The organism is Tianweitania sediminis (assembly GCF_017813335.1).
In the GTDB taxonomy this organism is placed as follows: Bacteria; Pseudomonadota; Alphaproteobacteria; order Rhizobiales; family Rhizobiaceae; genus Tianweitania; species Tianweitania sediminis.
In genome coordinates this window covers 54667-78618 of the sequence record NZ_JAGIYY010000002.1, presented here as the reverse complement: position 1 = coordinate 78618, position 23952 = coordinate 54667, and the positions used below count along the sequence as shown (strand labels likewise).

General features: G+C 62.1%; 21 protein-coding genes, 1 tRNA gene and 1 other RNA gene. 8 read left to right on the top strand and 15 right to left on the bottom strand.

Annotated features, from left to right (window positions below):
• The first annotated feature begins 12 nt into the window (after positions 1–12).
• Together J5Y06_RS07450 and J5Y06_RS07445 are read left to right on the top strand one after the other, a co-directional pair.
• Entirely contained in the window at positions 13–1029 is a 1017-nt protein-coding gene (locus tag J5Y06_RS07450) for an LLM class flavin-dependent oxidoreductase (RefSeq protein WP_209334519.1), read from the top strand.
• A gap of 91 nt (positions 1030–1120) precedes the next feature.
• On the top strand, positions 1121–2293 hold the full coding sequence (locus J5Y06_RS07445) for an AI-2E family transporter (protein ID WP_209334518.1): 1173 nt from the start codon (positions 1121–1123) through the stop codon (positions 2291–2293).
• Here the strand turns inward: J5Y06_RS07445 and J5Y06_RS07440 are convergent.
• The 5 genes from J5Y06_RS07440 to ffs all read right to left on the bottom strand — a co-directional run bounded on the left by J5Y06_RS07440 (position 2277) and on the right by ffs (position 6521).
• The gene (locus J5Y06_RS07440; protein ID WP_209334517.1) at positions 2277–3512 is read right to left on the bottom strand and encodes a lytic murein transglycosylase; all 1236 of its coding nucleotides are present in this window, start codon (positions 3510–3512) and stop codon (positions 2277–2279) included. The genes J5Y06_RS07445 and J5Y06_RS07440 overlap by 17 nt on opposite strands.
• Positions 3512–4117: a recombination mediator RecR gene (recR, locus tag J5Y06_RS07435; RefSeq protein ID WP_209334516.1), complete on the bottom strand. Its 606-nt coding sequence runs from the start codon at positions 4115–4117 to the stop codon at positions 3512–3514. Before recR ends, J5Y06_RS07440 begins: the two co-directional genes overlap by 1 nt.
• Positions 4118–4140: 23 nt before the next feature.
• Positions 4141–4464: a YbaB/EbfC family nucleoid-associated protein gene (locus J5Y06_RS07430; RefSeq protein ID WP_209334515.1), complete on the bottom strand. Its 324-nt coding sequence runs from the start codon at positions 4462–4464 to the stop codon at positions 4141–4143.
• A gap of 15 nt (positions 4465–4479) precedes the next feature.
• Positions 4480–6324, bottom strand: coding sequence for a DNA polymerase III subunit gamma/tau (locus J5Y06_RS07425; protein ID WP_342453385.1), 1845 nt, complete (start codon positions 6322–6324; stop codon positions 4480–4482).
• Positions 6325–6424: 100 nt separating this feature from the next.
• Positions 6425–6521: signal recognition particle sRNA small type (gene ffs, locus J5Y06_RS07420), an RNA gene on the bottom strand.
• 160 nt (positions 6522–6681) lie between these two features.
• Between ffs and J5Y06_RS07415 the strand changes: the two genes are divergently transcribed.
• Positions 6682–7107, top strand: a complete 426-nt coding sequence (locus J5Y06_RS07415; RefSeq protein ID WP_209334513.1) for an HIT domain-containing protein — start codon at positions 6682–6684, stop codon at positions 7105–7107.
• A 27-nt stretch (positions 7108–7134) separates the two neighbouring features.
• On the top strand, positions 7135–8076 hold the full coding sequence (nudC, locus tag J5Y06_RS07410) for an NAD(+) diphosphatase (RefSeq protein WP_209334512.1): 942 nt from the start codon (positions 7135–7137) through the stop codon (positions 8074–8076).
• Positions 8077–8140: 64 nt separating this feature from the next.
• Here nudC and J5Y06_RS07405 read toward each other — a convergent pair whose 3' ends face one another.
• Both J5Y06_RS07405 and J5Y06_RS07400 read right to left on the bottom strand, forming a co-directional pair.
• The gene (locus J5Y06_RS07405; protein ID WP_209334511.1) at positions 8141–8467 is read right to left on the bottom strand and encodes a hypothetical protein; all 327 of its coding nucleotides are present in this window, start codon (positions 8465–8467) and stop codon (positions 8141–8143) included.
• A gap of 119 nt (positions 8468–8586) precedes the next feature.
• Positions 8587–9033 carry a YcgN family cysteine cluster protein gene (locus tag J5Y06_RS07400; protein ID WP_209334510.1) on the bottom strand — a complete coding sequence of 149 codons (447 nt, stop codon included), beginning with the start codon at positions 9031–9033 and terminating at the stop codon, positions 8587–8589.
• 159 nt (positions 9034–9192) lie between these two features.
• Here J5Y06_RS07400 and J5Y06_RS07395 point away from each other — a divergent pair, with 159 nt between their 5' ends.
• Positions 9193–11310, top strand: coding sequence for an OmpA family protein (locus J5Y06_RS07395; protein ID WP_209334509.1), 2118 nt, complete (start codon positions 9193–9195; stop codon positions 11308–11310).
• A gap of 46 nt (positions 11311–11356) precedes the next feature.
• Here J5Y06_RS07395 and J5Y06_RS07390 read toward each other — a convergent pair whose 3' ends face one another.
• The 7 genes from J5Y06_RS07390 to J5Y06_RS07360 form a co-directional block, all read right to left on the bottom strand.
• Positions 11357–12310, bottom strand: coding sequence for a 2-hydroxyacid dehydrogenase (locus tag J5Y06_RS07390; protein ID WP_209334508.1), 954 nt, complete (start codon positions 12308–12310; stop codon positions 11357–11359).
• A 13-nt stretch (positions 12311–12323) separates the two neighbouring features.
• A complete protein-coding gene (locus J5Y06_RS07385) occupies positions 12324–13994 on the bottom strand; it encodes an ABC transporter ATP-binding protein (protein ID WP_209334507.1) in 1671 nt (556 codons plus the stop codon).
• Positions 13963–15114, bottom strand: a complete 1152-nt coding sequence (locus tag J5Y06_RS07380) for an ABC transporter permease (RefSeq protein ID WP_209334506.1) — start codon at positions 15112–15114, stop codon at positions 13963–13965. The genes J5Y06_RS07385 and J5Y06_RS07380 overlap by 32 nt, the downstream gene beginning before the upstream one ends.
• A complete protein-coding gene (locus J5Y06_RS07375; RefSeq protein WP_209334505.1) occupies positions 15114–16199 on the bottom strand; it encodes a microcin C ABC transporter permease YejB in 1086 nt (361 codons plus the stop codon). The genes J5Y06_RS07380 and J5Y06_RS07375 overlap by 1 nt, the downstream gene beginning before the upstream one ends.
• Positions 16200–16245: 46 nt before the next feature.
• Positions 16246–18126 (bottom strand): extracellular solute-binding protein, encoded by a 1881-nt coding sequence (locus J5Y06_RS07370; protein ID WP_342453384.1) that lies wholly within the window; start codon positions 18124–18126, stop codon positions 16246–16248.
• Positions 18123–20006: an extracellular solute-binding protein gene (locus tag J5Y06_RS07365; protein WP_385931496.1), complete on the bottom strand. Its 1884-nt coding sequence runs from the start codon at positions 20004–20006 to the stop codon at positions 18123–18125. Before J5Y06_RS07365 ends, J5Y06_RS07370 begins: the two co-directional genes overlap by 4 nt.
• 145 nt (positions 20007–20151) lie before the next feature.
• The gene (locus tag J5Y06_RS07360) at positions 20152–21177 is read right to left on the bottom strand and encodes a c-type cytochrome (RefSeq protein ID WP_209334504.1); all 1026 of its coding nucleotides are present in this window, start codon (positions 21175–21177) and stop codon (positions 20152–20154) included.
• Positions 21178–21376: 199 nt separating this feature from the next.
• Here J5Y06_RS07360 and J5Y06_RS07355 point away from each other — a divergent pair, with 199 nt between their 5' ends.
• A complete protein-coding gene (locus J5Y06_RS07355) occupies positions 21377–22117 on the top strand; it encodes a 3-deoxy-manno-octulosonate cytidylyltransferase (protein ID WP_209334503.1) in 741 nt (246 codons plus the stop codon).
• Positions 22114–22977 carry a prephenate dehydratase gene (locus tag J5Y06_RS07350; RefSeq protein WP_209334502.1) on the top strand — a complete coding sequence of 288 codons (864 nt, stop codon included), beginning with the start codon at positions 22114–22116 and terminating at the stop codon, positions 22975–22977. The genes J5Y06_RS07355 and J5Y06_RS07350 overlap by 4 nt, the downstream gene beginning before the upstream one ends.
• A gap of 8 nt (positions 22978–22985) precedes the next feature.
• Here the strand turns inward: J5Y06_RS07350 and J5Y06_RS07345 are convergent, their stop codons facing one another.
• Complete coding sequence (locus J5Y06_RS07345; protein ID WP_209335080.1) at positions 22986–23729, bottom strand: SIMPL domain-containing protein; 744 nt, start codon at positions 23727–23729, stop codon at positions 22986–22988.
• 141 nt (positions 23730–23870) lie between these two features.
• Here J5Y06_RS07345 and J5Y06_RS07340 point away from each other — a divergent pair.
• Positions 23871–23946 (top strand) — tRNA-Ile (locus tag J5Y06_RS07340).
• Positions 23947–23952: the final 6 nt, after the last annotated feature.

The window sequence follows — 23952 nt, the reverse complement described above, 5'->3', positions numbered from 1 at the left end:
TATATGAGCAACATGGCTCTTTTCTCCGTTCTCGACCTTTCACCCGTTCCGTCTGGCAGCACCGCCCGCCAGTCGCTCCAGAACTCACTTGATCTTGCGCGGCATGTCGAGGCGCTGGGTTACCACCGCTATTGGCTGGCCGAGCATCACAACATGCCGGGCATCGCCAGTGCCGCGACCTCCGTGGTGATCGGGCACATCGCCGGCGGCACCAGCCGCATAAGGGTGGGCGCAGGTGGCATCATGCTTCCAAACCACGCGCCGCTGGTGATTGCGGAACAGTTTGGCACGCTCGCCGCGCTCTACCCTGACCGCATCGACCTTGGCCTTGGCCGCGCCCCGGGTACGGACATGCTGACCGCACGGGCGCTGCGCCGCAACCTGGAGAACGGGGTCGACAGTTTCCCGAACGACGTCGTGGAACTGATGGGCTATTTCCAGCCTGTGCAGGAGGGGCAGCGCGTGCAGGCTGTTCCTGGTGCGGGGCTCGATGTTCCGGTCTGGATCCTCGGCTCGAGCCTTTATGGTGCACAATTGGCCGCCATGCTCGGTCTCCCTTATGCCTTTGCTTCGCACTTCGCTCCAGCAGAACTGGACAACGCGATTGCGATCTATCGCTCCCGCTTCCAGCCCGCGGAACATCCTTCGGAACATGCGCTTAAAGCGCCGTATCTCATGCTTGGGCTGAATGTGGTTGTGGCCGACACGGATGACGAAGCGCGCTTCCTGTTTTCCTCGCAGCAGCAGTCGTTCGTGAACCTGAGGTCAGGTCGCCCGGGGCTGCTTCCGGCGCCGGTGCGCGATTATGAAAGCCAAATCGACGCGGGAGGGCGGATGATGCTTGATCATGCGCTGTCCGCTGCTGTTGTTGGCTCGCCCGACACCGTGCGCCGAGGCGTCGAGGCGTTCTTGAACCGCACCGGCGCGGACGAACTGATGGTCACGGCCATGATCCACGACCACCAGGCCCGCAAGCGATCTTTTACCCTGCTGAGCGAAGCTTTGGCTGGCTTTTCAGCTGCGGCTTAATCGAGGCTGAGGCCGGAGGAACCGGCGCGCACCCAGAGCGTTAAGCGAGGCTGGAGCATCCGCTCCGGCTTTTTTCGACTCGGGGGCACCCATGAACAAGACGACGGGCGGCGCGATTGCACCAGCCGAGGTGTCGATTGCCGCAAGCGCGTCGAGCGATCTGACGAGGCTCCGCAAGCTGATCACCGGCTTGTTTTTGATCCTCACCTTCTATGGACTTTACTTCGCACGCGACTTTTTCATGCCGGTTGTGTTGGCATTCCTGGTCGCGATGACCTTGACGCCGATCGTCCGCTTCCTGCGCAAGCGCGGCATCCCCTCCCCGCTTTCGGCCACTCTTCTTGTTCTTGCGTTTGCTTCTGTGGTTGGCCTGCTCGCGTACATGATCAGTGGCCCCGCCATTTCGCTGGTGTCGGATGCGCCATCCATCGGCCGCACGCTGACGGAGCGGTTGCAACAATTGCAGCGCCCAATGGAGCGTTTGAACGAGGTTCTCAGCCAATTCGACCGCGTGACCGGCGGGGTCACCGATCCCGACATCGAGCAGGTGGCCGTCGCACAACCGGGTGTCATCAACCGCGCGGCAGGCACGCTTCTGTCCGGCGCCACAACAATCGGCATCACTCTGGTGCTCGCCATCTTCCTTTTGGCGTCCGGCACGATGTTTTACGAGAAGATCGTCCAGTCTTTCGGCCGCATGTCGGACAAGAAACGCGCGTTGCGCGTGGTTTACGACGTGGAGCGGGAAATCTCCCACTACCTGCTGACCATTGCCATCATCAACTGGGGCCTAGGTGTTTGCATCGGAACTGGCTTGTGGGTGATCGGGGTTCCAAACCCTGTTCTTTGGGGCGTCATGGCCGCCCTGTTGAACTTCCTGCCCTATATCGGTGCGCTGGTCACCATGTCGGTGGTCGCAGTGATCGCGGTGGTGACCTTCGATTCCATGAGTTATGCGCTTTTGGCGCCTGCTTTCGTGTTGTTCTGCAACACCATGGAAGGACAGTTCATCACCCCCCTGGTTGTGGGACGGCGGCTCGAACTCAACGCCGTCGCGATCTTCATCGCCGTTGCCTTCTGGTCGTGGCTATGGGGTCTCGTCGGCGCCCTGATTGCAGTGCCGCTTTTGGTGGTGATCAAGGTCTTCTGCGACAACTTCGTTTCCCTGCAGGCTATGGGAAATTTCCTGGCCGCGCAGCAAACCATCGAGCGCGAGGAAGAGCTCCCGCCGCCGGTGGAAACGCCCGTCAACGCAGGGCTTTAATCAGCGCAGCACTCGGAAAGCAGGTCGGCGCCTGGCCCCGGCGGGCCTGCCATTCTCCTATGGAGCGCCGGGTCTTGTAGCCCGGCAACCCATCTGCGCCACCGACATCGAAGCCTTGACCTTCCAGCCCGCGCTGCAGGGCAGCAACGTCGGAGCGAAGCAGCTTGTCCACAGCGCCCCACTTGCCCTGGAAAGCGCGCCCGCCATGTGCAATCCGATCAGCGGCGTTGCCGACGAACAGGGCGTAAAGGTCGCTCGTGTTGTAGTCCTTCAGCACATAGAAGTTCGGCGTGACAATGAAGGCCGGCCCGTTGCGACCGGCGGGCATCAGCAGGAAACCCTCCCGATCGAGTTCCGCCTTCGGAAACGGCTTGCCGCTGACGCGGGTCACGCCGTCCTTCGCCCATTCGCTGATCGACTTGCCGCGGTCCGGTCCTTCGAGGGCACAGGACAGGGCTGCAGGCACAGACACCTCGAACCCCCAGTCGCGCCCCTTCACCCAGCCATGATCGGCGAGGTAGTTCGCGATCGAACCAAGCGTGTCGGGCACCGAGTTCCAGATGTCGCGGCGGCCATCCCCGTCCATGTCGACGGCGTTCTCCAGGAGAGAGGAAGGCAGGAATTGCGGCTGGCCCAGCGCGCCGGCCCAGGACGACTTCATTGCCGAACGAGACGCCCAGCCCCGCTCCACCACCTGAAGGGCAGCAAGCACTTCCTTGCGGAACAGTTCCTTGCGCGTGGCAAGGAATGCTTTCGTGCCGAGAACCTGAAATGCGTCGTGCGGGATCTTTGCGCGGCCAAAACCGGACTCGCGTCCCCAGATCGCAACAACGATGCCGCGGGGCACACCGAAATGCTTTTCCACCATGTCCAGCACGCGTCCGTGTTCGCGCGCCCGCGCCTGTCCGCCGGCCACAACCGCGCCAAGGGTCTTTTCTGCGAAATACGCGCCCGGCGATCCGAATTCCGCCTGGCGCTGTTTCGCGTCGCCGCCGGGCTTTTCACCCGGCAGCACGAGATCCGGCAGTTCCAGATTGGGCGTAACACCCTTGAATGCAGCATCGAACGTTGCGCGCGACACGCCGTTCGCCGCTGCTTCCGGCCACAGGTCGTTTTGCAGCCAGGCCTGGAATTGCCGCTCCACCGACTGCGCCACAACAGGCCCGCCGAGACCGACAAGGAAAAGGACGATCAGAGCCAGGTGACGGATCGTTCGCATCAAAAAGCCGTTCGTGATCGCAAGGCCGCCGTCAGCGTGCCTTCATCCAGGTAGTCAAGCTCGCCGCCAACCGGAACACCATGCGCCAGGCGGGTGATCTTGACGCTCATGTCGGCGAGCTGATCGGTCAGATAATGAGCCGTGGTCTGCCCTTCTACCGTCGCGTTGACAGCGATGATCACCTCGTTGACGCTCCCGTCGACCACTCGTGTGACCAGGCCGGCAATGTTGAGATCGTCCGGGCCGACCCCGTCGAGGGGTGAAAGCGTGCCGCCGAGAACATGAAATTGCGCGTTCATCGCCCCTGCGCGCTCCAGCGCCCACAGGTCAGACACATCCTCTACCACGATGATCGTTGCGGTGTCCCGCCGCGGATCCGTGCAGATCGTGCAGGGATCGGCCGTGTCGATGTTGCCGCAGGTCGAGCAGACCCGCACCTTTTGCAGCGCATCGCCCATGGCAAGCGTCAGGGGACCAAGCAGCTGGTCCTTTTTCTTGATCAGGTGCAAGGCGGCGCGACGAGCCGAGCGCGGTCCAAGCCCCGGCACTTTCGCCAGAAGCTGGATGAGCTTCTCGATCTCAGGTCCTGCGATGCGCTTCGACATGGCGGCTGAATGCGTTCCGCCGATCAGAAAGGCAGCTTCATGCCGGGCGGCAAAGGAAGGCCGGCTGTCAGTTCGCGGGTTTTTTCCTGAGTCATCGCCTCGACCTTGGCACGGGCATCGTTGTGCGCGGCCAGGATCAGGTCTTCCAGAATTTCGACCTCGTCTTCCTTGAAGAGCGACGGATCGATCTTCAGGGCCTTCATTTCCGACTTGCCGGACAGCGTCACCGACACGAGACCGCCACCGGACTGGCCGGTTGCCTCGATGTTGGCCATCTCCTCCTGCATGATCTGAAATTTCGACTGCATTTCCTTGGCCTTGCTCATCAGGCCCATCAGGTCTTTCATTGCCCTATCCTTTGGTTAGAGATCGTCAGGGTCATCGAGGCCTGGATCAACCGGGAGGTTGTCCAGATCGAGTTCCGCTTCGGCAGCGGCTTCCGGAATGCGAATGTCGATGATCTTCGCGCCAGGAAATTTCGCGAGGATGGCGGCAACCGCTGGGTCAGCCTTGGCGTCCATCAGCGCGGTCTCGCGCTTCTCGTTTTCGATTTCGGCGAGCGTCCGACCGCCGGCCTCGCGCGAAACGGTGACCAGCCAGCGCGTTCCCGTCCATTTTGACAGCCGTGCCTGGATATCGCCAAGCAGGGTACGCGGCGCGTCGTCGGACAGGTTGATTTCTAGCTTACCGGGCTCGATGCGCACCAGCCGGACATGCGCTTTCACGCCGATCTTCAGCGGCATGTCGCGGTTGGCATCCGCCAGAGCAACGATGTCTTCCAGGGAGTTCACTGGAACGGCAGGCGCCGGCGCCACGGGGACCGATGCCAGCGACACCGTAGAAGGCTGGCTTTCTGTTTCCACCAGCCGCATGGTTTGGGCGCCGCCACCACCTTGCGGCATCGTGCGCATGGCTGAAACGGCTGGGCTCGACGCGCCACTCATAAGCGCGCCTGCGCTGGGTCCACCGCTGCCGCTGCCCGGACGCGATCCACTGCCCGCGGCAGCCGGCAACGTTCCTCCGCCCTTCAGGATCTCGTCGAGCGTTGGAAGTTCCGCCGCGTGAGCCAAGCGGATCAGCACCATTTCGGCGGCGCTGATTGGTCGCGCCGCGCCCTGCACCTCCGGGATGCCCTTCAAAAGCATCTGCCAGGTGCGGGACAACACGCGAACAGACAGCGTTTCGGCAAACTGAAGGCCACGGACCCGCTCCGCTTCGGTCAGCGAGGCGTCGTTCGCGGCTTCCGGCACATAACGCAGCCGCGTGACGAGGTGCGTAAATTCGGCGAGATCGGTGAGGACGGTGGCCGGATCCGCACCAGTCTCATATTGCGCGCCCAGTTCTGCCAGAGCGCGTGCAACATCGCCCTTCATGACATGATCGAACAGGTCGATGATGCGGCCGCGGTCGGCAAGGCCCAGCATGATGCGAACGGCATCAGCCGTCACCGTGCCGGAACCGTGTGCAATGGCCTGGTCGAAGATCGACAGCGAGTCGCGCACCGATCCTTCGGCCGCGCGCGCGATCATGGCGAGAGCTTCCGGCTCGACGCTGATGTCTTCCTTGCCAGCGATGCCCGCGAGATGCTCCGTCAGCAGGGCAGCATCCACGCGGCGGAGATCGAAGCGCTGGGTGCGCGACAACACCGTGATTGGAACTTTGCGGATCTCGGTTGTTGCAAAGATGAACTTCACATGCGGCGGCGGCTCTTCCAGCGTCTTCAAAAGGCCGTTGAAGGCCTGCGTCGACAGCATGTGCACTTCGTCGATGATGTACACTTTGTAGCGCGCGGAAACCGGCGCGTAGCGGACACGGTCAATGATGTCGCGGATATCATCGATGCCGGTGTGCGAGGCCGCATCCATCTCGATGACATCGACATGGCGGCCCTGCATGATGGCGTCGCAGTGCTCCCCGGGCGTGGCGAGATCCACCGATGGCTGATCAACAGATGCGCTGCGGTAGTTGAGGGCGCGCGCCAGAATGCGAGCGGTGGTGGTTTTCCCGACCCCTCGAACACCCGTGAGCATCCAGGCCTGGGCTATGCGGCCAGTTGTGAACGCGTTGGTGAGGGTGCGGACCATCGGCTCCTGGCCGATCAGCGTGGTGAAATCGGCAGGCCGGTATTTGCGGGCAAGAACGCGATAACCGCCGCTGGGTCGCTGTCCCGCTTCGCTCATGAACGTGCTTTGCTCCTCGGCAACCACCGGCTCATCAAACGGCCGAATCGACGCGCTGTCCAGACCGGCGCGGTGCAGACCCTTCTGCGACCGACTTGTGCTGCCAGGCGTTGAAGCGAGGCAAAGGTGGGAGGCTGACGAGAATGACCCGTGCCGGGCTCGTTAGGGCTGCTTCCTTCCGGACCTGACCCGGTTGGCGAGTGGCTCGTCCACCAGCCAACCTCCCGTCGCTCATATCGGCAATTGCGACGCCATTTGCAAGCGGTCGGGACAACGGACGAATAGCCTGTCTGCGCGGAGAAGGATTATTTGCCGAATGGCAATCTCCAGCCTTGCGAGCCACTTCGCCCCCCGGTAGCGTGGCGGGCTCACGAGGACATCTTCATGGACACGCCGCGCCGCTCGGCAGCAGCTTTCGAGATCGATGCGCGCTTGGAAGCGGACAGCGAGCACCTGGCTTGGCTCAGCCTTTGCGAACTCCGGTTGATGAACGACAGTCGCTGGCCGTGGCTGATTCTTATTCCCCAACGTGCCGGCATTCTCGAGATTCACGACCTGACGCCGCTCGACCAGACCATGCTGACGTTTGAAACCAACCTCGTAGCCGAATCCCTGAAAAGGATCACGAGCTGCGACAAGATCAACACGGGCGCACTCGGAAACATCGTCCGGCAATTGCATGTGCATGTGATCGCGCGGACGGAGGGCGACAGTGCCTGGCCCGGTCCGGTGTGGGGACACGGACCGCGCGAACCCTATCGGCGCGAAGACCTCCACCAGCTCGCCGCGCGCGTGCAGGCCGCGTTGTAAGCTCAGCGCGTTTCGGAGCCTCCAGGCATGCCCTTTTTCCTGTTCGATCAACCTCAACACGAGGCGAGTTCTTTTGTCGGCTTTGCCGGCAACATTCTGGACCGTCAGTCCGAAACCCGCGCGGATGATTGCGTTGCCGCCGCTCTCAGCGATGCCCGCGCGCGATTGTTGCTGCTTTGCGGGCCAAAGTTGCTGCTCCACATGAACAACGGGGTGTTTTCTCCGCTGTTTTCTGCTGATGAGTGCCATCAGCTCGGCGGCAAAACCGAGGATGCGCTTTACCTCGGCACGTCACCGGCCGGTCCGCTGCTTGCCATCGACCTTCCACTGGATCTCGACACGCTGCCAGACGGGCTGAAGGCCATCGACCACCGGTCGATCTACATGCATGGCCTGATCGATCCGGCGGAGCTCGGGGCGCTTGCGCAAGCCGCTTCGTTGATGGCCTGGAACCGCACGCATCGCTTTTGCGGCCGATGCGGTCACTCGACGCTGAGCCGGAGCGGCGGTTACAAGCGGGTTTGCTCCCATTGCGCGGCCGAACTCTTTCCGCGCACAGATCCCGTCGCGATCATGCTGACGGTGACGGAGGATGCATGCCTGCTCGGCCGCAGCCCGCATTTCGCACCCGGCATGTTTTCCACCCTGGCAGGCTTCATTGAACCGGGTGAAACGATCGAGAATGCCGTGCGGCGGGAAACGCTGGAGGAATCCGGCATTCGCGTGGGTCGTGTGGCCTACCACGCCAGCCAGCCTTGGCCGTTTCCCCATTCCCTGATGATTGGCTGCTTTGGCGAGGCGTTGAGCCTCCAGATCCAACACGACGCCCTGGAGCTTGAGGATTGCCGGTGGTTTTCCCGAGCCGACCTACAGGCGATGATCGCCAATACGCATCCGGATGGGCTGACCGTGCCGCCCAAGGGCGCAATTGCCAGCCATCTGATCCGCTTCTGGGCCGATAATCCCTAGCGCGGATAAGGAAAAGGCCGGCGGATTGCTCCACCGGCCTTTTCTGCCCGAGTTCGAACGGTCCTTAGCGGATCACAGGACAGTTCGGGGCTCGGGCAAACACGATCCGCACGCGCTCGCCGCGCTGGTAACCGCGGACGGCAATGGTGTTGCGCGCAACGCGGGTGACACGCGGCCGGTTGATGCCGAGCTTCCACGCTTTCTCGACCGCGCGATTGGCTGTGCATTCGCGACCGCGGACACGGGGCCGCTCACGCTCGTATCGGTATTGAACGGCTTCGGGAGCAACCGTGATGTGCAACGAACCGGCCTGTGCGACCGACGGAGCGACTGCAAAGCCCCCAAGTACAACGGCCAGCGACAGAGCGGCAGTCTGGATGGTCTTGAACATGAAGTGCGTTTCCTCGTGATCAGCAGCGATGGAAACGATTTGCCATGTTCGACATGAACCGACCGGGAACCACGCATTCACACGCCGTTCACCCGGTGTGATCGGCTCAGACACTGTCCTCAGGGCTGCTCATCGAGCATATGGTCGAAGTAGTCTTCGTCTTCCGCGAGGTCGCTTTCCAGCGCTGTGACGCGGTCCTTCATCGAAATTCCTGCGGCATGAACGGCCTCGCGGCTCCCGGAAATAAGATGGTGCCATTGCGGCAGGTCCTTGCCCTCCGCCACCAGCTTGTAAGCGCAGGTCCTGGGAAGCCAGTCGATTTCCCGCACCTTTTGAGGTGTCAGTTGCACGCAATCGGGAACATGGCGCTTGCGATCGAGATAGTTGCTGCACTGGCATGTGCCAGCGTCGAACAGGCGGCACGCAACGCTTGTCCAGTAGATCTCGGCCGTGTCCTCGTCTTCGAGCTTGGCAAGACAGCATTTGCCGCAGCCGTCGCACAACGATTCCCACTCGCCGAGCGTCATCGCTTCCAGCGTTTTGGTTTTCCAGAAAGGTTCGTCCATTTGCCGCATGTGCGCCTGCAACAGGTCAAGATCAAGGCCACCGCCCCTCGGCCGGCAATCTGAACGGGAGGTTCAGCGAAAGTTCAGGCGACAAAAGTGGAACTGAGGGAGCGTTGCTCCATTTGAGAGCCGATGGGACGAAACCAAAAGGAGTTTGGCATGAAAAGCCAAAAAAGCATCTTGGCCGGGACCGCCCTTGCCTTGCTGATGGCCGGACCGCTGAGTGCAACAGCGGCTCCCGGAACAGCGACCGCCCCGATTAAGCCTGCTGACCTGCCGCTGATTTTGGCGCAGGCAGAAGGAGAAAGCCAGCCAGCGGAAGAGATCGTCCCGCAGCAGGAAGAAGCCCCCGCGCAGGAAGAAGCACCCGCGGCGGAAGAGGCTCCGCAACAAGAAGCACAGCCGGAAGCCGCGGCACCCGAGCCGCAGGCCGAGCCAGAACCGCAGCCAGAACCAGAAGCGCAGCAGCCAGAGCCGCAGCCGGAACCGGAAGCGCAGCCAGAACCCGCGCCCGCCGACCCAGAACCGGCTCAGCCGGAAGCGGAGGCGCAGCCTGAACCGGCGCAACCGCAGGCCGAGGAACCGGCTGCCGAACAGCCGCAGGCTACGCCTGAAGCGGCTCCGAGCAGTTCAGAGCAGCCCGCCGATGCTGGAACAAGTGCCGAAACCGGCGCCGACCGGATGCGGGAGGATCGCCAGCAGCAAACAGGGGGCGAACAAGCGCCAGCCGAAACTGCACCTGCCGCACAAAGCGAGCAGCCAAGCGAAACGCCAGCCGAAACTGCACCAGCCGCGCAAAGCGAGCAGCCAAGCGAAACGCCTGCCGCACCCGCACCTGCGGATGCCGCTCCGCAAACAAGCCCCGACACGCCACAGCCTGAAACGGCTCCCACGGCACAGCCGGATGCCCCTGCTGCGACCGAAGACGGCGCACAAAGCGGTGCCGAGCGCATGCGTCGGGATCGGCAGCGGCGAACCGGTGACGCACAGGGTGCAGCAACGCCGACTGAGGCGGCGCCTGCCGGTGAGGCCGTTGCCCCGGCCGATGCCTCGCAGCCGACGCAGATCCAGTCCGCTCCGGCCCGCCAGCAGGCTGAACAACCGGCGCAGCAGGGCGAAACGCCTGTTCCTCAGGCGTCTTCACCCTTGCCGGAGAATGCCGCACCGGTGCTCGACAGCGCCAAGCCGCAGCCTGCCACTGACGGTGGCCAGGCACAGGGCCTAGCGCCTGCTGCAGCCCCTCAGGCTCCGGCAGCCGCTGCCACACAAGCACCCGCACAGCCCGCTCCCGCTTCGGATGCCGCTGCGCAAACCACGGTGATCCCGCTGGATCAGATTCGTTCAGCTCGGGAAGAACGGGGTGAGCGCATCCAGGTGGATCGCGATCGCCCCTTCCGTGGCGAGCGTCGAGAAGGCGTAGACGTGGTTCGCGAACTCGACAACCGCATCATCCTAAACTTCGGCAACGAAACCTATGTGGAAAGCTCTGATCGGCCGCGCCTGACCCGCAACGCGCGCGACGTATATTACGAAGAGCTGCCACGCGGCCGGACGCGTGAAACCATCGTGCGCTCCAACGGCGTGCAGGTGGTGACGATCCGCAATCGGTATGGCGACGTCATCCGGCGCTCGCGTATCGAGCCGGACAATCGCGAATACGTGCTCTATTATGTTCAGGAAGACGACTACGACCGTGTGCGCGAGTGGCGCGATCCGGGTGAAGACCTGCCGCCGCTGCGGCTTTCCATCCCGGCAAACGAGTATATTCTCGACGCCGGCGTCGTGGAGGATCCCGATCGCTACTACGACTTCCTCGATCAGCCTCCGGTCGAAAAGATCCAGCGCCTTTATTCGGTGGACGAGGTGAAGCGGTCTGCGCGCATCCGTGACACGGTGCGTCGCGTGGATCTCGACACCCTGACCTTCGACACGGGCTCCGCCGAGATCCGGGATGACCAGATCGATCGGTTGCAGGGGGTTGCCGAAGGCATGCTGCGCCTGCTTGAACAGAACCCGGCCGAAACCTTCCTGATCGAAGGGCATACCGATGCAGTGGGCAGCGACCAGTCCAACCTCGTGCTTTCGGACCAGCGGGCGGAAAGCGTTGCCGCGGCCTTGACCCAGTATTTTGAGATCCCGCCGGAAAACCTGTCGACGCAGGGTTATGGCGAGCGTTACCTCAAGATCAACACGGGCGGTGATGAGCGTGAAAACCGGCGCGTGGCGATCCGGCGCATCACGCCGCTGGTTTCACCGGCCACTGCAAGCGCCCGGTAAGCGTCGGACGAAGAAACAAAAAAGCCCGCCATTTCGGCGGGCTTTTTTAGTATCCAGCTGCGCGATCAACCAGATGCTGGAGCGGTTCGCCGCGATCATAGGAATCCATCTGCGCCAGCATCGGACGCACGACTTCTCGGGGATCGGATGGTGCGGCGGCATGCGGCGTGATGAACACCCTCGGGTGCGTCCACAACGGTGATGCAGCCGGCAGGGGCTCGACCTCGAACACGTCGAGGCTGGCTTCCTTGAGGCTGCCATCTTCCAGCGCCCGCAGGATATCGGCTTCCTTTTGCAGGCCGCCGCGTCCCGCGTTGATCAAGACAGCCCCGCCTATGAGGTTGTCTCGCCGCAAGGACGACAGCACGCGGTAGTCGATGATGCCGTGGGTCCCGGCTGTGAGGGGCAGGAGAACGACAAGTATGTCCGTTTCAGACAGGAACGGCTGCAGTTCGTCCGGTCCTGCGAAGGTGGTGACGCCCTCCACGGCTGCCCGGCGGCGGCTCCACCCGTTCAACTTGAACCCTAGCGGAGCAAGCGCACGCGCTGCTGAGCCTCCGAGTTCGCCCAGTCCCATGAAGCCGACGCTGACGCCGGACGAAACCGGCTGATCGAACTCCTTCCATTCACCCACGGCCTGCGCGGCGCGGTATTCCCCCCCCCGGCGATGGTGGTCCATGACACGCCAAACGACGTATTCGACCATGTACTGGGTCAGATTTTCGGACACGACCCGAACGATCGGCAGATCGGGAAGGGTCGGATCGTTCAAGACGTGGTCCACGCCCGCGCCTAACGAGAAAATCGCCTTCAGGTTCGGCAGCCGGTTGAGGATGCTCTGAGGTTGCCGCCACACCACGGCATAATGGATCGAGGGATCCTGCGCCCCGTCCGGCTCAACCGTTACTTCGCGCCCCGTTTGCCCCAGAATATCTACCCAAAGATCGGTATCCGTGCCGGTGGCGGCAAACAGGATGCGGCCACGTTCCGCTTCGCTCATGAAAACACTTCCGTTACTCGCTGACGTCGCTGTCGGCCGGCGCTTCGATCTTGAAGGCAGCTGCGATCAGAGCCTTCGTGTAATCGGTTTGGGGGTTGTCGAAGATCTGTTCCGCCGTTCCGTGCTCGACCACTTCACCGTTGCGCATCACGACCACCTCGTTTGCGAGGGCGCGCACGACCTTGAGGTCGTGACTGATGAAGAGGTAGGCGAGGTCATGCTTTTTTTGCAGGTCGCGCAGGAGATCGACGACCTGGGCCTGCACGCTCATGTCCAGCGCCGAAGTCGGTTCATCGAGCATGACGAAGCGCGGCTTCAAGACCATGGCGCGGGCAATCGCAATTCGCTGGCGCTGGCCGCCGGAGAATTCATGCGGGTAACGGTGCCGGGTTGACGGATCGAGGCCCACCTCCCCCAGGACATCCACCACGCGCGCATCGCGCTCGGCTGCCGAAAGCTCCGGCGCGTGGATGCTCAGCCCTTCCTGGATGATCTCGCTGACCGACATGCGCGGGCTGAGCGAACCGAAGGGATCCTGGAACACGATCTGGAGTTCGCGACGCAACGGCCGCATCTCCTTGAAGGACAGCTGGTCGATGGGTCTGCCATCGAATTCGATCTGCCCTTCGGACGAAATCATCCGAGCCAGAGCCAGCCCGAGCGTGGTTTTTCCCGATCCGGACTCGCCGACCACGCCCAGGGTCTGGCCAGCCTTCACCGTCACGTCTATGCCATCAACCGCCCTTACATGACCAACGGTCTTGCGGAAAAAGCCTTCCTTGATCGGAAACCAGACCCGCACGTCCTTGCCCGACATCACCGTCTTTGCCGTTGCGTTCGCGGGCGGCGGCGTTCCCTTGGGCTCGGCCGCAAGGAGATGGCGCGTATATTCATGCTGCGGATCGCCGAAGATTTCCGTAGTCGGACCTTCTTCCACGATCTTGCCCCGCGTCATCACGCAGACCCGGTCGGCGATGCGGCGCACGATCCCGAGATCATGGGTGATGAACAGCATCGACATTCCATGCGTCACCTTGAGCTCACGAAGCAGCTTGAGGATCTGCGCCTGAACCGTGACGTCAAGGGCGGTGGTCGGCTCATCGGCGATCAACAACTGCGGACGATTGGCCAGTGCCATGGCAATCATCACGCGCTGACGCTGCCCCCCTGAAAGCTGATGGGGATAGGCCGACAAGCGCTTTTCCGGCTCGCGGATGCCGACTTCGCGCAGCAGTTCAAGGGTTCGCTCGCGCGCCTGGGCATCACGCATGCCGCCATGCAGCTTCAGGATTTCACCGATCTGGTCCTCGATCGAATGAAGCGGGTTCAGCGACGTCATCGGCTCCTGGAAGATCATGGTGATGTCGTTGCCGCGCACCTTGCGCAGTTCACGCCCATCCATGGCCAGGAGATCGGCACCCTTGAACAGGATCTGACCCGTCGGGTGGCTAGCGGCTGGATATTGCAACAGCTTCAGAACAGAAAGAGCGGTGACGGATTTGCCGGATCCGGATTCGCCAACCAGCGCCACCGTTTCCCCGCGCGCAATGTCGAAGGAAATACGGTCAACCGCCGTGGTGCGTTGATCGCCCTGGCTGAAGGCTACCGACAGGTCGCGAACGGAAAGAAGGGGCGCGTTTTCTTTCACCAGTTCACCGGAACGTCTTGCGCGGGTCAAAGGCATCGCGCGTCGCTTCGCCGATGAAGATCAACAGCGACAACATGATCGAGAGCGTCACGAAGCCGGTGATGCCGAGCCAGGGGGCGGTCAGGTTGCGCTGGCCCTGCTTCAGGAGTTCGCCCAGAGACGGCGCTCCGGGCGGTAGGCCCAGCCCCAGGAAATCCAACGAGGTCAGCGTCGTGATCGACCCATTGAGGATGAAGGGAAGGAAGGTCAGCGTCGCCACCATGGCGTTCGGCAACAGGTGCCGCGACATGATGGTGCGGTTCGAAACGCCCAACGCGCGCGCGGCGTTCACGTATTCGAAGTTGCGCGCACGCAGGAATTCGGCACGCACCACGCCCACGAACGCCACCCAGGAAAATAGCAGCATGATCCCCAGAAGGATAAAGAAACCGGGCGGCAGAACGGCCGAGATGATGAGGATCAGGTAAAGCACGGGGATCGCTGACCAGATCTCTATGAAGCGCTGCATGATGAGATCGGTCCAGCCGCCGAAATAGCCCTGAACGGCACCCGCAGACACGCCGATCACGGCCGACGCCAAGGTCAAAACCAGCCCGAACAGCACGGAAATGCGGAAGCCGTAGATCACGCGCGCCAGGACGTCGCGGGCGGAGTCATCCGTCCCGAGCCAGTTCCAGTTGCCGATCGTACAACCCGGATCTTCCACACCCAGAGGATAGCGGGCGCATCGCTCTTCCTTTGTGTAGAGCCATGAGGGCTTGGCCGGAGCAGCGGCGGGTATCTCGTTGTTCACGGTGTAATAGGAATACCGGATCGGCGGCCACAAGACCCAGCCGTTCGCCTCGATCTCTTCCATGATGAAGGGATCGCGGTAGTCGGTGACGGCATAAAAGCCACCGAACTTTTCTTCCGGATAGTCGACCATTACCGGCACCAGCAACTCGCCCTTGTAGGAGGCAAGCAAGGGTCGGTCATTGGCGATCAGTTCGGCAAACAGCGTCAAAACGAACAACAGCAGGAAGATCCACAGCGACCAGTAGCCCCGCCGATTCGCCTTGAAGTTCTGCCAGCGCCGGACGTTCAAAGGCGACAGCCAGGGACGCGCCGTTTGCTTGCGAACCCGTTCCACCTCTGTTTTCAGCTGGATTTCCGACATCAAACGTCCCTGCTTTCAAAGTCGATGCGGGGATCGATCCAGGTGTAGATCAGGTCCGACAGCAGTCCGACCAGAAGTCCGAACAGGGAGAAGATGAAGAGGGTGGCGAACACCACCGGGTAGTCACGGTCGATCACGGAGCGGTAGCCAAGCAGGCCAAGGCCATCCAGCGAGAAGATGTTTTCGATCAGGAGCGAGCCTGTGAAAAAGGCGGATATGAAGGCGCCGGGAAAGCCCGCGATCACGATCAGCATGGCGTTGCGGAAAACATGGCCGTAAAGCACGCGGCGTTCCGACAGGCCCTTGGCGCGCGCGGTCACGACATACTGCTTGCGGATTTCATCCAGAAAGGAGTTCTTTGTAAGCAAGGTCGTGGTGGCGAAAGCCGACAGCACCATGGCCGTCAGCGGCAGCGCCAGGTGCCAGAAATAGTCGACGATCTTCATCGGCCAGGACAGCTGGTCGAAGTTTTCTGACGTCAGCCCGCGAAGCGGGAACCAATCGAAAAAAGACCCGCCGGCAAACAGCACCATCAGCATGATGGCAAACAGGAAGCCGGGGATGGCATAGCCGACGATCACAATGCCCGAGGTCCAGACATCGAAGCTCGACCCGTCCTGCACTGCCTTTCGGATCCCGAGCGGAATGGAGATGGAATAGGAGATCAGCGTGATCCAGAGCCCAAGCGAAACCGAAACCGGCATCTTTTCGAGGATCAGGTCCAGAACAGCGATGTCGCGGAAGAAGCTTTCCCCGAAATCGAAGCGCAGGTAATCCCACAGCATTCCGAAAAAGCGCTCGTACCAGGGCTTGTCGAAGCCGAACTGTTGTTCGAGTTGCGCGATGAAGTTCGGGTCCAGCCCCTGCGCGCCGCGATATTGAGAGCCATCGACGGCACTGCCGCTCTGGTTGCCGGCATCCGAACCGCCGCCGGAGATCATGTCGCCGCCCTGCCCCGACAGGCGTGCGATCACCTGTTCCACCGGTCCGCCGGGCGCGAACTGGATCACGAGAAAGGAGATTGCCATGATCCCGAAGATAGTGGGGATCATCAGCAGCAGGCGCCGAAGGATATAAGCGCCCATCAGCTGCCGTGCCGCTCAATCGAGATGTACGTCAAGCTTTCTTCCGTCACGCTTTCCCGATCGTTCTCGCCTTGGCTTCATCGAGCCACCAGAGCCGCTCCACCGGGAAACCATAGTCGGGTTTCGGCTCCTTGTAGCCAAACATGTCCCAGAACGCAGCCCGATGATTCGCCGCGTACCAGTTTGGTATCCAGTCACGGCGTGCACGCAAGACCCGATCGAGCGCCCGCATGGCGATCCCCAAGGCTTCGCGGCTTTCCGCCCGCCCAACGGCATCCACAAGGGCGTCCACAGCGGGGTCGGCCGTGCCGGTCAGGTTGCGCGAACCTTCGCGATTGGCCGTGCGCGAGTGGAAGAAGTTTTCCATCTCGTCGCGAGTGGGCGTCGCGGTGAAGATCGTCGCCACGCTCAACATGTCGAAGTCAAAGCTTGCTTGCCGCGCCTGATACTGCGTCGGATCAACGAGCCGGATGGATGCATCAATCCCCACGGCACGCATGTTTTCCACAAACGGCGCATCCACCCGGGCCATCGATTCGTCGTTGACGAGGATCTCAAGCGTCAGCCGTTCGCCATCGCCCGTTTGCAGGAACCCATTCTGCCTTTCTAGCCCAGCATCCGCCAACAAGGCTGCGGCACGCGATAACAGCGCGCGATCGCGACCGGAGCCGTTGGACCCCGGCTGGCGCACGGGATCACCAAAGACCGACGGGGGCAGTTGGCTGCGCAGCAGTTCCAGCAGCGCTAGCTCTTCACCCTGAGGTGCCCCCTGCGCCTGGTAGACCGACCGCTCGAACAAGGAGTGGGACCTGGCATAAGCATCATAGAAGAGGTTGCGGTTGGTCCACTCGAAGTCGAAGCAAAGGCCGATCGCCTCGCGGACCCGCACATCCTTGAAGCGTTTGCGACGTTGGTTGATGGCCCAGGCCTGCATGGTGGGGCGGGTTTCTGCCGGAAACTCGCGCTTCACCACGCGCTTTTCCACAATGGCCGGGAAGTTGTAATCGGACGCCCAGACGCGGCTCGTATATTCCTGCCGATAGAAGATGACCCCCTTCTTGAAGGCTTCGAACGCGGCCTGCCGCTCGCGATAAAATTCCACCCGAATGCGATCGAAGTGGTTCATCCCCTTGTTGAGAAAGAGGTCCTTGCCCCAGTAATCCCCCACGCGCTCATATTCGATGCTTTGCCCGGCTTGCACTGCCGCCACGCGGTAAGGACCGGATCCGAGAAGGGGCGCCATGGCGTCACCTTCGAAGCCGCCGCGGTTTTCGAGGTTGCCGCGGGAAAAGATCGGGAAGCTCGCAACCGTCAAGATTGCGCGCGACGACTGGTTGCCATCGAACACGAGCCGGATCGTATCGGGGGCGAGAACTTCCGCCGCACGGAGGTCGGCCAGCGGCAGGGCAAGATCAGGATGACCTTGCTCCTTGAGAACGCGGTAGCTTTCAGCGACATCTTCCGCGGTGATCGGAGTGCCATCGTGAAAGCGCGCCTCTGCCCTCAGCTTGAAGACCCAGCTGTTGCGGTCCGCCGAAATCGACACGTATTCCGCGGCCAAACAATAGACCGCATCCGGTTCGTCCAGAACAGCGCTCATCAGCGAGTCGAAGCAGAGCTCCATGCGCGGCGGCGCATCGCCCCGTAAGGTGAAGCTGTTCAGCGTGTTGAACGTCTGTGTGTTCTGGTTGAAGTACCAATAGGACGGCGAAAAGTTGAACCTCCCGCCTTTCGGCGCGTCCGGGGCGGCGTAGTCGGTGTGGGCTGCGTCCGCAGCGTATTTGAGATCCCCGAAAGCGGATAGACCGTGCAGCGGCGTGTCGGTGGGGGCGGCAGCGAACGCCAGGGTTTTCAGGCAGGGCGCCAGGGCGGCCGCGCCCGCCATGGCCAGAAACGAACGGCGCGGGATCGCCGGCCCGAAGGTCAATTCACGCTCCTGTATTTTGCCGCGAGCGCCTGTTCCTTGGCTTCGTCGATCCACCAGGAATCGATGTCGACGCCGATATAGGCGGGCTGCTGGTCGGGAATGCCGAACTTGTTCCAGTAAGCGACCCAGATCTCTGGCAGATGCCATTGCGGCACGGCGTAGAAGTTCCACAACAGAACCCGGTCCAGCGCCTTCGTTGCGGCGATCAGGTCTTCGCGATCTTCCGCGAAGATGATCCGCTCCACGAGCTTGTCGATGACCGGATCCTTGATGCCGGAAAGATTGCGGGAGTCTGGCGCATCGGCAGCGGCCGAGCTCCAGAAGTCCCGCTGCTCGTTGCCGGGAGATTGCGACTGCTGCTGGACGGAGGAGATCACGTCGAAATCGAAGCTGCGAGTCCGGTTTATATACTGCGAAGCGTCCACAACCCGGAGACTGGCATCGATACCCAGCCGCCGCAGGTTCTGGATATACGGCGTGGCAATCCGCTCATCTGTCGGATCATCGCCGAGAAACTCCATGCGGAACTGCTCGCCGGCTTCGTTGACGAGGCGTCCATCGCGCAAGGTCCAGCCGGCTTCCTTGAGGAGCTCGGATGCGCGGCGCAGATTGGCCCGCTCGTCTCGCGGTGTTTCGTTGGTCGGCAGCGTGAAAGGTTCCGTGAACACGCGCTCCGGGATCTGCCCTCGGAACTCGTTGAGGATCTCGAGCTCACGCCCTTCCGGCAACCCGCTCGAGGCCAGCTCGCCCCCTTCGAAATAGCTGTCGGTGCGCGTATAAGCGTTGTAGAACAGCGTCCGGTTCATGCTTTCGAAGTCGAAAGCGTAGGTCAGCGCTTCGCGCACCCGGGGATCCTGGAATTGGGGGCGCCGCGTGTTGAGGAAGAAACCTTGGAACGGCTCGCCTGAGCGCGTCTCAAACGCCCGTTTCACCACATCGCCTGCCTGGAACGCGGGGAAGGTATAATCGACATGCCAGCGGCGTGAACTGTTTTCAGGCCGGATGTCCTGGAAGCCGCCTTTCGTGAAGGCCTGCCAGGCTGCGTTGTCATCCTGGATGTAAACATAGCGCTTGCGGTCAAAATTGTTGCGGCCGATGTTCACCGGCAGATCGGCGCCCCAATAATCCTCGACCCGCTCCCAGATTATTTCGGAACCCGGCCGGAAGCTCTGGATCCTGTAGGGACCGGATCCGAGCGGCGGTTCCAGCGTCGGCTGGGTGATGTCACGCTTGTTGCCCGAGGCGTCCGTGCCTTCCCACCAATGCTTCGGAAGAACCGCCAAATCGCCCATGATGTGCGGCAGTTCCCGATTGCCCTTCTGATCGAAACGGAATTCGACTTCTCGTTCGCCGACCTTCACGGCTTCCGTAACGTTGGCGTAGTAGCGGTTATAAAGCTGGCTATTCTTCTTGAGGACGTTGAACGACCAGATCACGTCCTCGACGGTGACCGGCTTGCCGTCATGCCACCGCGCGTCAGGGTTCAACCGATAAGTCGCGGAGGAATAATCGTCCGGGTAGCGAAACGCGTCGGCAAGCAGTCCATGGCTCGTCCCGGCCTCATCCAACGACTGCTGCATCAGCGTGTCATACATGATCCCGCCGAAACTGCTAAAGCCGGCTGCTGCGGTTCCGCGCACAACAAAAGGATTGAAACTGTCAAAGGTGCCGGGCGCCACGGCGTTCAGCGTGCCGCCTTTCGGCGCATCCGGGTTGACGTAGGAATAGCGTTCAAACGGCTTGTCCTCGTTCTCACCCGGAATGAGCGAGGACGTGGTGTGCCATTCCTCAGCGTCCTGTGCGTGAAGGGAGGCCGAGAAGGGCAGAAAGAACAGAGTGGTGGCCAAGAGCCAGCGGGCAGCAGTTTCGCGCGGCTTCAACAATCATCACCTCGTCGTCGCGTGAAAGGACCTTCACCAGTCCCGGGATCAGCTTGGCACGTCCGCGCCAAGCCGCACATCAAAAAAGCCGGGTTGAACCCGGCTTTTTCGTGATCATGATCTGACAATCGCGTTATTCGCCGGCTTAGTTGCCCTGGCCGTCGCCCTGGAAAGGCGCAGCACCGTTGGCCGGCGCGCCGCCATCGGTTTCCACCGGAGCATTGGTTGGATCAACCGGCGCCGGTGCCGTGCGCGTGGTGCCTTCTGCGGGAACAAGACCCGGAACGGCTTGAGCCGGTGCAGTTTGCGTGCCCTCTTGAGCTGGAACAGCTTCTCCGGGCTGCGGAGCACTTTGTGCCGGCGCTGCTTCGGTGTTGTTTGGGGCGCCGGCTCCGTGTTCCGGAACATCCGGCGATGACGGGTTGGCCGTCGGCGCTTCGCCGTCGGGGATCTCCACCGCCGGTGTTTGCGGCAGGGGTGCGCCCGTCGATTCCGAAGCTGCAGAACCTTCCACGCCAGGAGGGTTCGCCATCTGGGTCGGCTGCGCGCCCCCTTCCACGACCGGCGTTTCGCCTTGCGCATTTGCGCCGGAGTCGATGGGCGTCGCTTCCGCTTCGGCAGCCGGCGCTTCCGGCAACGGCTCAGGCGTATCCGCAGTTGTACGCAGATAAGCGATGAGGTTGGCGCGGTCCTCGGGGTTCTTCAAACCGGCATAGCTCATGGCCGTGCCGCGAACCACGGCCTTCGGCGCGGCAATGAACTGATCGAGGTGATCATAATCCCAGACCGGATTGGTTTGCGCGTGTTCCCGCATCGCAGCCGAATAGCTGAAGCCTTCATGCGAGGCGACCGGGCGGTTCACGACGCCCCAAAGATTAGGACCGATCTTGTTGGCACCGCCAGCGTCATCCGTATGACAGGCAGCGCAGCGCTTGAAGAGCTGTTCGCCGGCTTCAGGGGTGGCGGTCTGCAAGCGTGCGGCAATCGGCGCTTCGGCTGGACCGGCTTCCGATGCTGCGCCGGCGTCAGGCTCGGCGGCTTCGATGGCGTATCCGAAGGTTTCCGGCGTGGGCGACGCAAAGATGGCTTCGGAAACGATGCTGATGGAAAACACGATGAAGACGACCGCAAGCAGCGCGCCGATCATCTTGTTCATTTCGAATGAGTCCATGCGGACGCCGCTCCCTGCCTCTTCTCCCGGCGCGCGCCACAGATCCTGCGCACAGCCGCCCTCAATCCCGGCCGGAAGCCGCGAAAAATCGGGCGGAAACTAGGTCTTTTGTAGATGGGTTGCAACACCTATAAGGGCGCCGCCCCATGTGGCCTTTTGACACTTTCGGGGGCCGCGCTTGCTTCTTTCGGAGCCCTCGATGTCGACGCTTGTTCTGATCCCCGCCCGCCTTGCTTCCACACGATTGCCCGGCAAACCGTTGTCCGACATTGCAGGCAAGCCGATGGTCGTGCGCGTGGCCGAACAGGCCGCTGCTGCCAATCTGGGCCGGGTGGTGGTCGCCGTGGACGCGCAGCAAACGTTTGATGTTGTTTCTGCCCATGGCTTCGAAGCGGTGATGACGGATGTGGGGCACGAATCCGGGTCGGACCGCATTTATCAGGCCCTGAACATCGTCGATCCGAACGGGCGAACAGAAACGGTGGTCAACGTGCAAGGCGATCTGCCCACCGTTGAGCCGCGAATCATCCGCGCTGCGGTGGACCTCCTCCGCGATCCGGCTGTGGATATCGGCACGCTCGGTGTGGTGATCACGCGCGAAGAAGAACGCCGCAACGAGAACGTTGTGAAGATCGTCGGATCACCGTTGGAAGAGGAGCGGCTGCGGGCCCTTTATTTCACCCGCGCAACGGCTCCCTGGGGTGACGGCCCGCTTTACCACCATGTCGGCCTTTACGCTTATCGCCGCGCGGCGCTGGAGCGGTTCGTTTCGCTGCAGCCTTCCACGCTGGAACGACGCGAAAGACTTGAGCAGTTGCGTGCCTTGGAAGCCGGCATGCGGATCGATGCGGCCATTGTGGACGCCGTTCCGCTCGGCGTAGACACCGCCGAAGATCTCGAACGCGCACGCCATCTTCTTTCCAGGAATAATCAGCCATGACATCGACCAACCGCATCGCCTACCAGGGGGAAGCCGGCGCCAACTCCGACACGGCCTGCCGCGACATGTTTCCGGCCATGGAGCCGCTGCCCTGCCCGACCTTCGAAGATGCGTTCAATGCGGTGGAAAGCGGCGCGGCGGATCTTGCGATGATCCCAATCGAGAACACGATTGCCGGCCGGGTCGCCGACATCCATCACCTTCTACCGCGCTCCAAGCTGCATATCGTCGGCGAATATTTCCTGCCGATCCATTTCCAGCTCATGGTGCTGCCCGGTGTGCAGCTGGAGGAAATCCGGTCCGTTCATAGCCACATCCATGCCTTGGGCCAATGCCGCAACGTCGTGCGCAGACATGGCTGGACGCCGGTGATCGCCGGCGACACGGCAGGAGCCGCTCGGGTGGTGCGGGATGAGCAGGATCGCACGAAGGCAGCCTTTGCGCCACGGCTCGCCGCCGAGCTCTATGGCCTCGACATCCTGATGGAAGATGTTGAAGACACCGAGAACAACGTGACCCGCTTCGTTGTTCTGTCAAAAAATGAAGCCTGGGCGGAAAGAAAGGCGGCCGACCAGCTGATGGTGTCCACCTTCATCTTCCAGGTGCGCAACGTGCCGGCGGCGCTTTACAAGGCGCTCGGCGGGTTTGCGACAAACAGCGTCAATATGACCAAGCTGGAAAGCTACCAGCTTGAAGGCCGCTTCGTTTCGACGCTGTTTTATGCCGATGTGGAAGGCCACCCCAACGACCGCAATGTGGCGCTCGCGCTTGAGGAAATCGCGTTCTTTTCAAAGGAGATGCGCATCCTCGGCGTTTACGATGCGCATCCCTTCCGGATCAATCAGTCTGCATCCGTGTGAGCCTTTCGTCAGGGCTCGATGGCGAAGGTAACCGTGACCTGAACGCGGTAGGTGTTCTGACCCGCTTCGATCGGCACCGCTTCCGCGGCAACCGATCGTGCCTCGAAGGTCTTCATCATCGGCACCGGCGGCTGGTTCAACGACGTTTCCGTGATTTCGAGCACCGATCCCAGGGTGACGCCGGCCGCTTCAGCCAGCGTGCGGGCGCGCGCCATTGCGTCTGAAACGGCATCCTTGCGCGCGTCCTGCAAGGGCTTTTCCGGGTCCACAGCGCCGAAGCTGATGTCGCCGCCCTGGTTCACGCCGAGGCTGACGGCCTTGTCGAGCAAGTCACCAACCTTGGTAATGTCGCGCACCCTGACGCCCAACGTGTTGGTCACCTGGTAGCCAACCAGCTGCGGTTCGGCATTTCCGTTGTTGTTGTGGCTGGGATAGGTGTAGCGGGGCTGAATGCCAAACCCGGCGGTTTGCAGGTCGTTCTCGGCCACCCCTTCCGTTTTCATGGCCGCGATCACCGCTGCCATCGCCGCGCTGTTTGCGTCCAGCGCTTCGCGCGCCGTTTCAGCTTCGCGCATCACGCTGAGCGTCAGGGTTGCCAGGTCGGGGCGCGCCTTTGCTTCTCCTTCGCCTGTCACAACGATGCGCGGCGGCGGCTGCATCTGTGCCTGGGCGGGACCTTGCTGTGCCGCGGCCGGCAGGACGGCCAGGGTCAGGGCGGCGGCGGAGGTGAACGGAAGAAGGGAACGCATGATTTTATCATCTCTCCTGGGGACATTTCCCCTGCGCCCCCGCTAGCGCTGGAATATGGAGCGATTAGGACAAAAGAGGCAAACGCACTCTGCGCAGCACGGCTTGCGGCGCATCCGCAAACGCCGTAGTGCTGGCTTCGTGTGGGGCCTGTAGCTCAATGGTTAGAGCCGGCGGCTCATAACCGCTTGGTTGGGGGTTCGAGTCCCTCCGGGCCCACCATCCACC

Bases quoted from the DNA above. Each gene is read 5' to 3' on its own strand.
- J5Y06_RS07450 (WP_209334519.1), top strand. From the start codon at position 13: ATGGCTCTTTTCTCCGTTCTCGACCTTTCACCCGTTCCGTCTGGCAGC.
- J5Y06_RS07445 (WP_209334518.1), top strand. From the start codon at position 1,121: ATGAACAAGACGACGGGCGGCGCGATTGCACCAGCCGAGGTGTCGATT.
- J5Y06_RS07440 (WP_209334517.1), bottom strand. From the start codon at position 3,512: ATGCGAACGATCCGTCACCTGGCTCTGATCGTCCTTTTCCTTGTCGGT.
- recR (WP_209334516.1), bottom strand. From the start codon at position 4,117: ATGTCGAAGCGCATCGCAGGACCTGAGATCGAGAAGCTCATCCAGCTT.
- J5Y06_RS07430 (WP_209334515.1), bottom strand. From the start codon at position 4,464: ATGAAAGACCTGATGGGCCTGATGAGCAAGGCCAAGGAAATGCAGTCG.
- J5Y06_RS07415 (WP_209334513.1), top strand. From the start codon at position 6,682: ATGGACACGCCGCGCCGCTCGGCAGCAGCTTTCGAGATCGATGCGCGC.
- nudC (WP_209334512.1), top strand. From the start codon at position 7,135: ATGCCCTTTTTCCTGTTCGATCAACCTCAACACGAGGCGAGTTCTTTT.
- J5Y06_RS07405 (WP_209334511.1), bottom strand. From the start codon at position 8,467: ATGTTCAAGACCATCCAGACTGCCGCTCTGTCGCTGGCCGTTGTACTT.
- J5Y06_RS07400 (WP_209334510.1), bottom strand. From the start codon at position 9,033: ATGGACGAACCTTTCTGGAAAACCAAAACGCTGGAAGCGATGACGCTC.
- J5Y06_RS07395 (WP_209334509.1), top strand. From the start codon at position 9,193: ATGAAAAGCCAAAAAAGCATCTTGGCCGGGACCGCCCTTGCCTTGCTG.
- J5Y06_RS07390 (WP_209334508.1), bottom strand. From the start codon at position 12,310: ATGAGCGAAGCGGAACGTGGCCGCATCCTGTTTGCCGCCACCGGCACG.
- J5Y06_RS07385 (WP_209334507.1), bottom strand. From the start codon at position 13,994: ATGCCTTTGACCCGCGCAAGACGTTCCGGTGAACTGGTGAAAGAAAAC.
- J5Y06_RS07380 (WP_209334506.1), bottom strand. From the start codon at position 15,114: ATGTCGGAAATCCAGCTGAAAACAGAGGTGGAACGGGTTCGCAAGCAA.
- J5Y06_RS07375 (WP_209334505.1), bottom strand. From the start codon at position 16,199: ATGGGCGCTTATATCCTTCGGCGCCTGCTGCTGATGATCCCCACTATC.
- J5Y06_RS07360 (WP_209334504.1), bottom strand. From the start codon at position 21,177: ATGGACTCATTCGAAATGAACAAGATGATCGGCGCGCTGCTTGCGGTC.
- J5Y06_RS07355 (WP_209334503.1), top strand. From the start codon at position 21,377: ATGTCGACGCTTGTTCTGATCCCCGCCCGCCTTGCTTCCACACGATTG.
- J5Y06_RS07350 (WP_209334502.1), top strand. From the start codon at position 22,114: ATGACATCGACCAACCGCATCGCCTACCAGGGGGAAGCCGGCGCCAAC.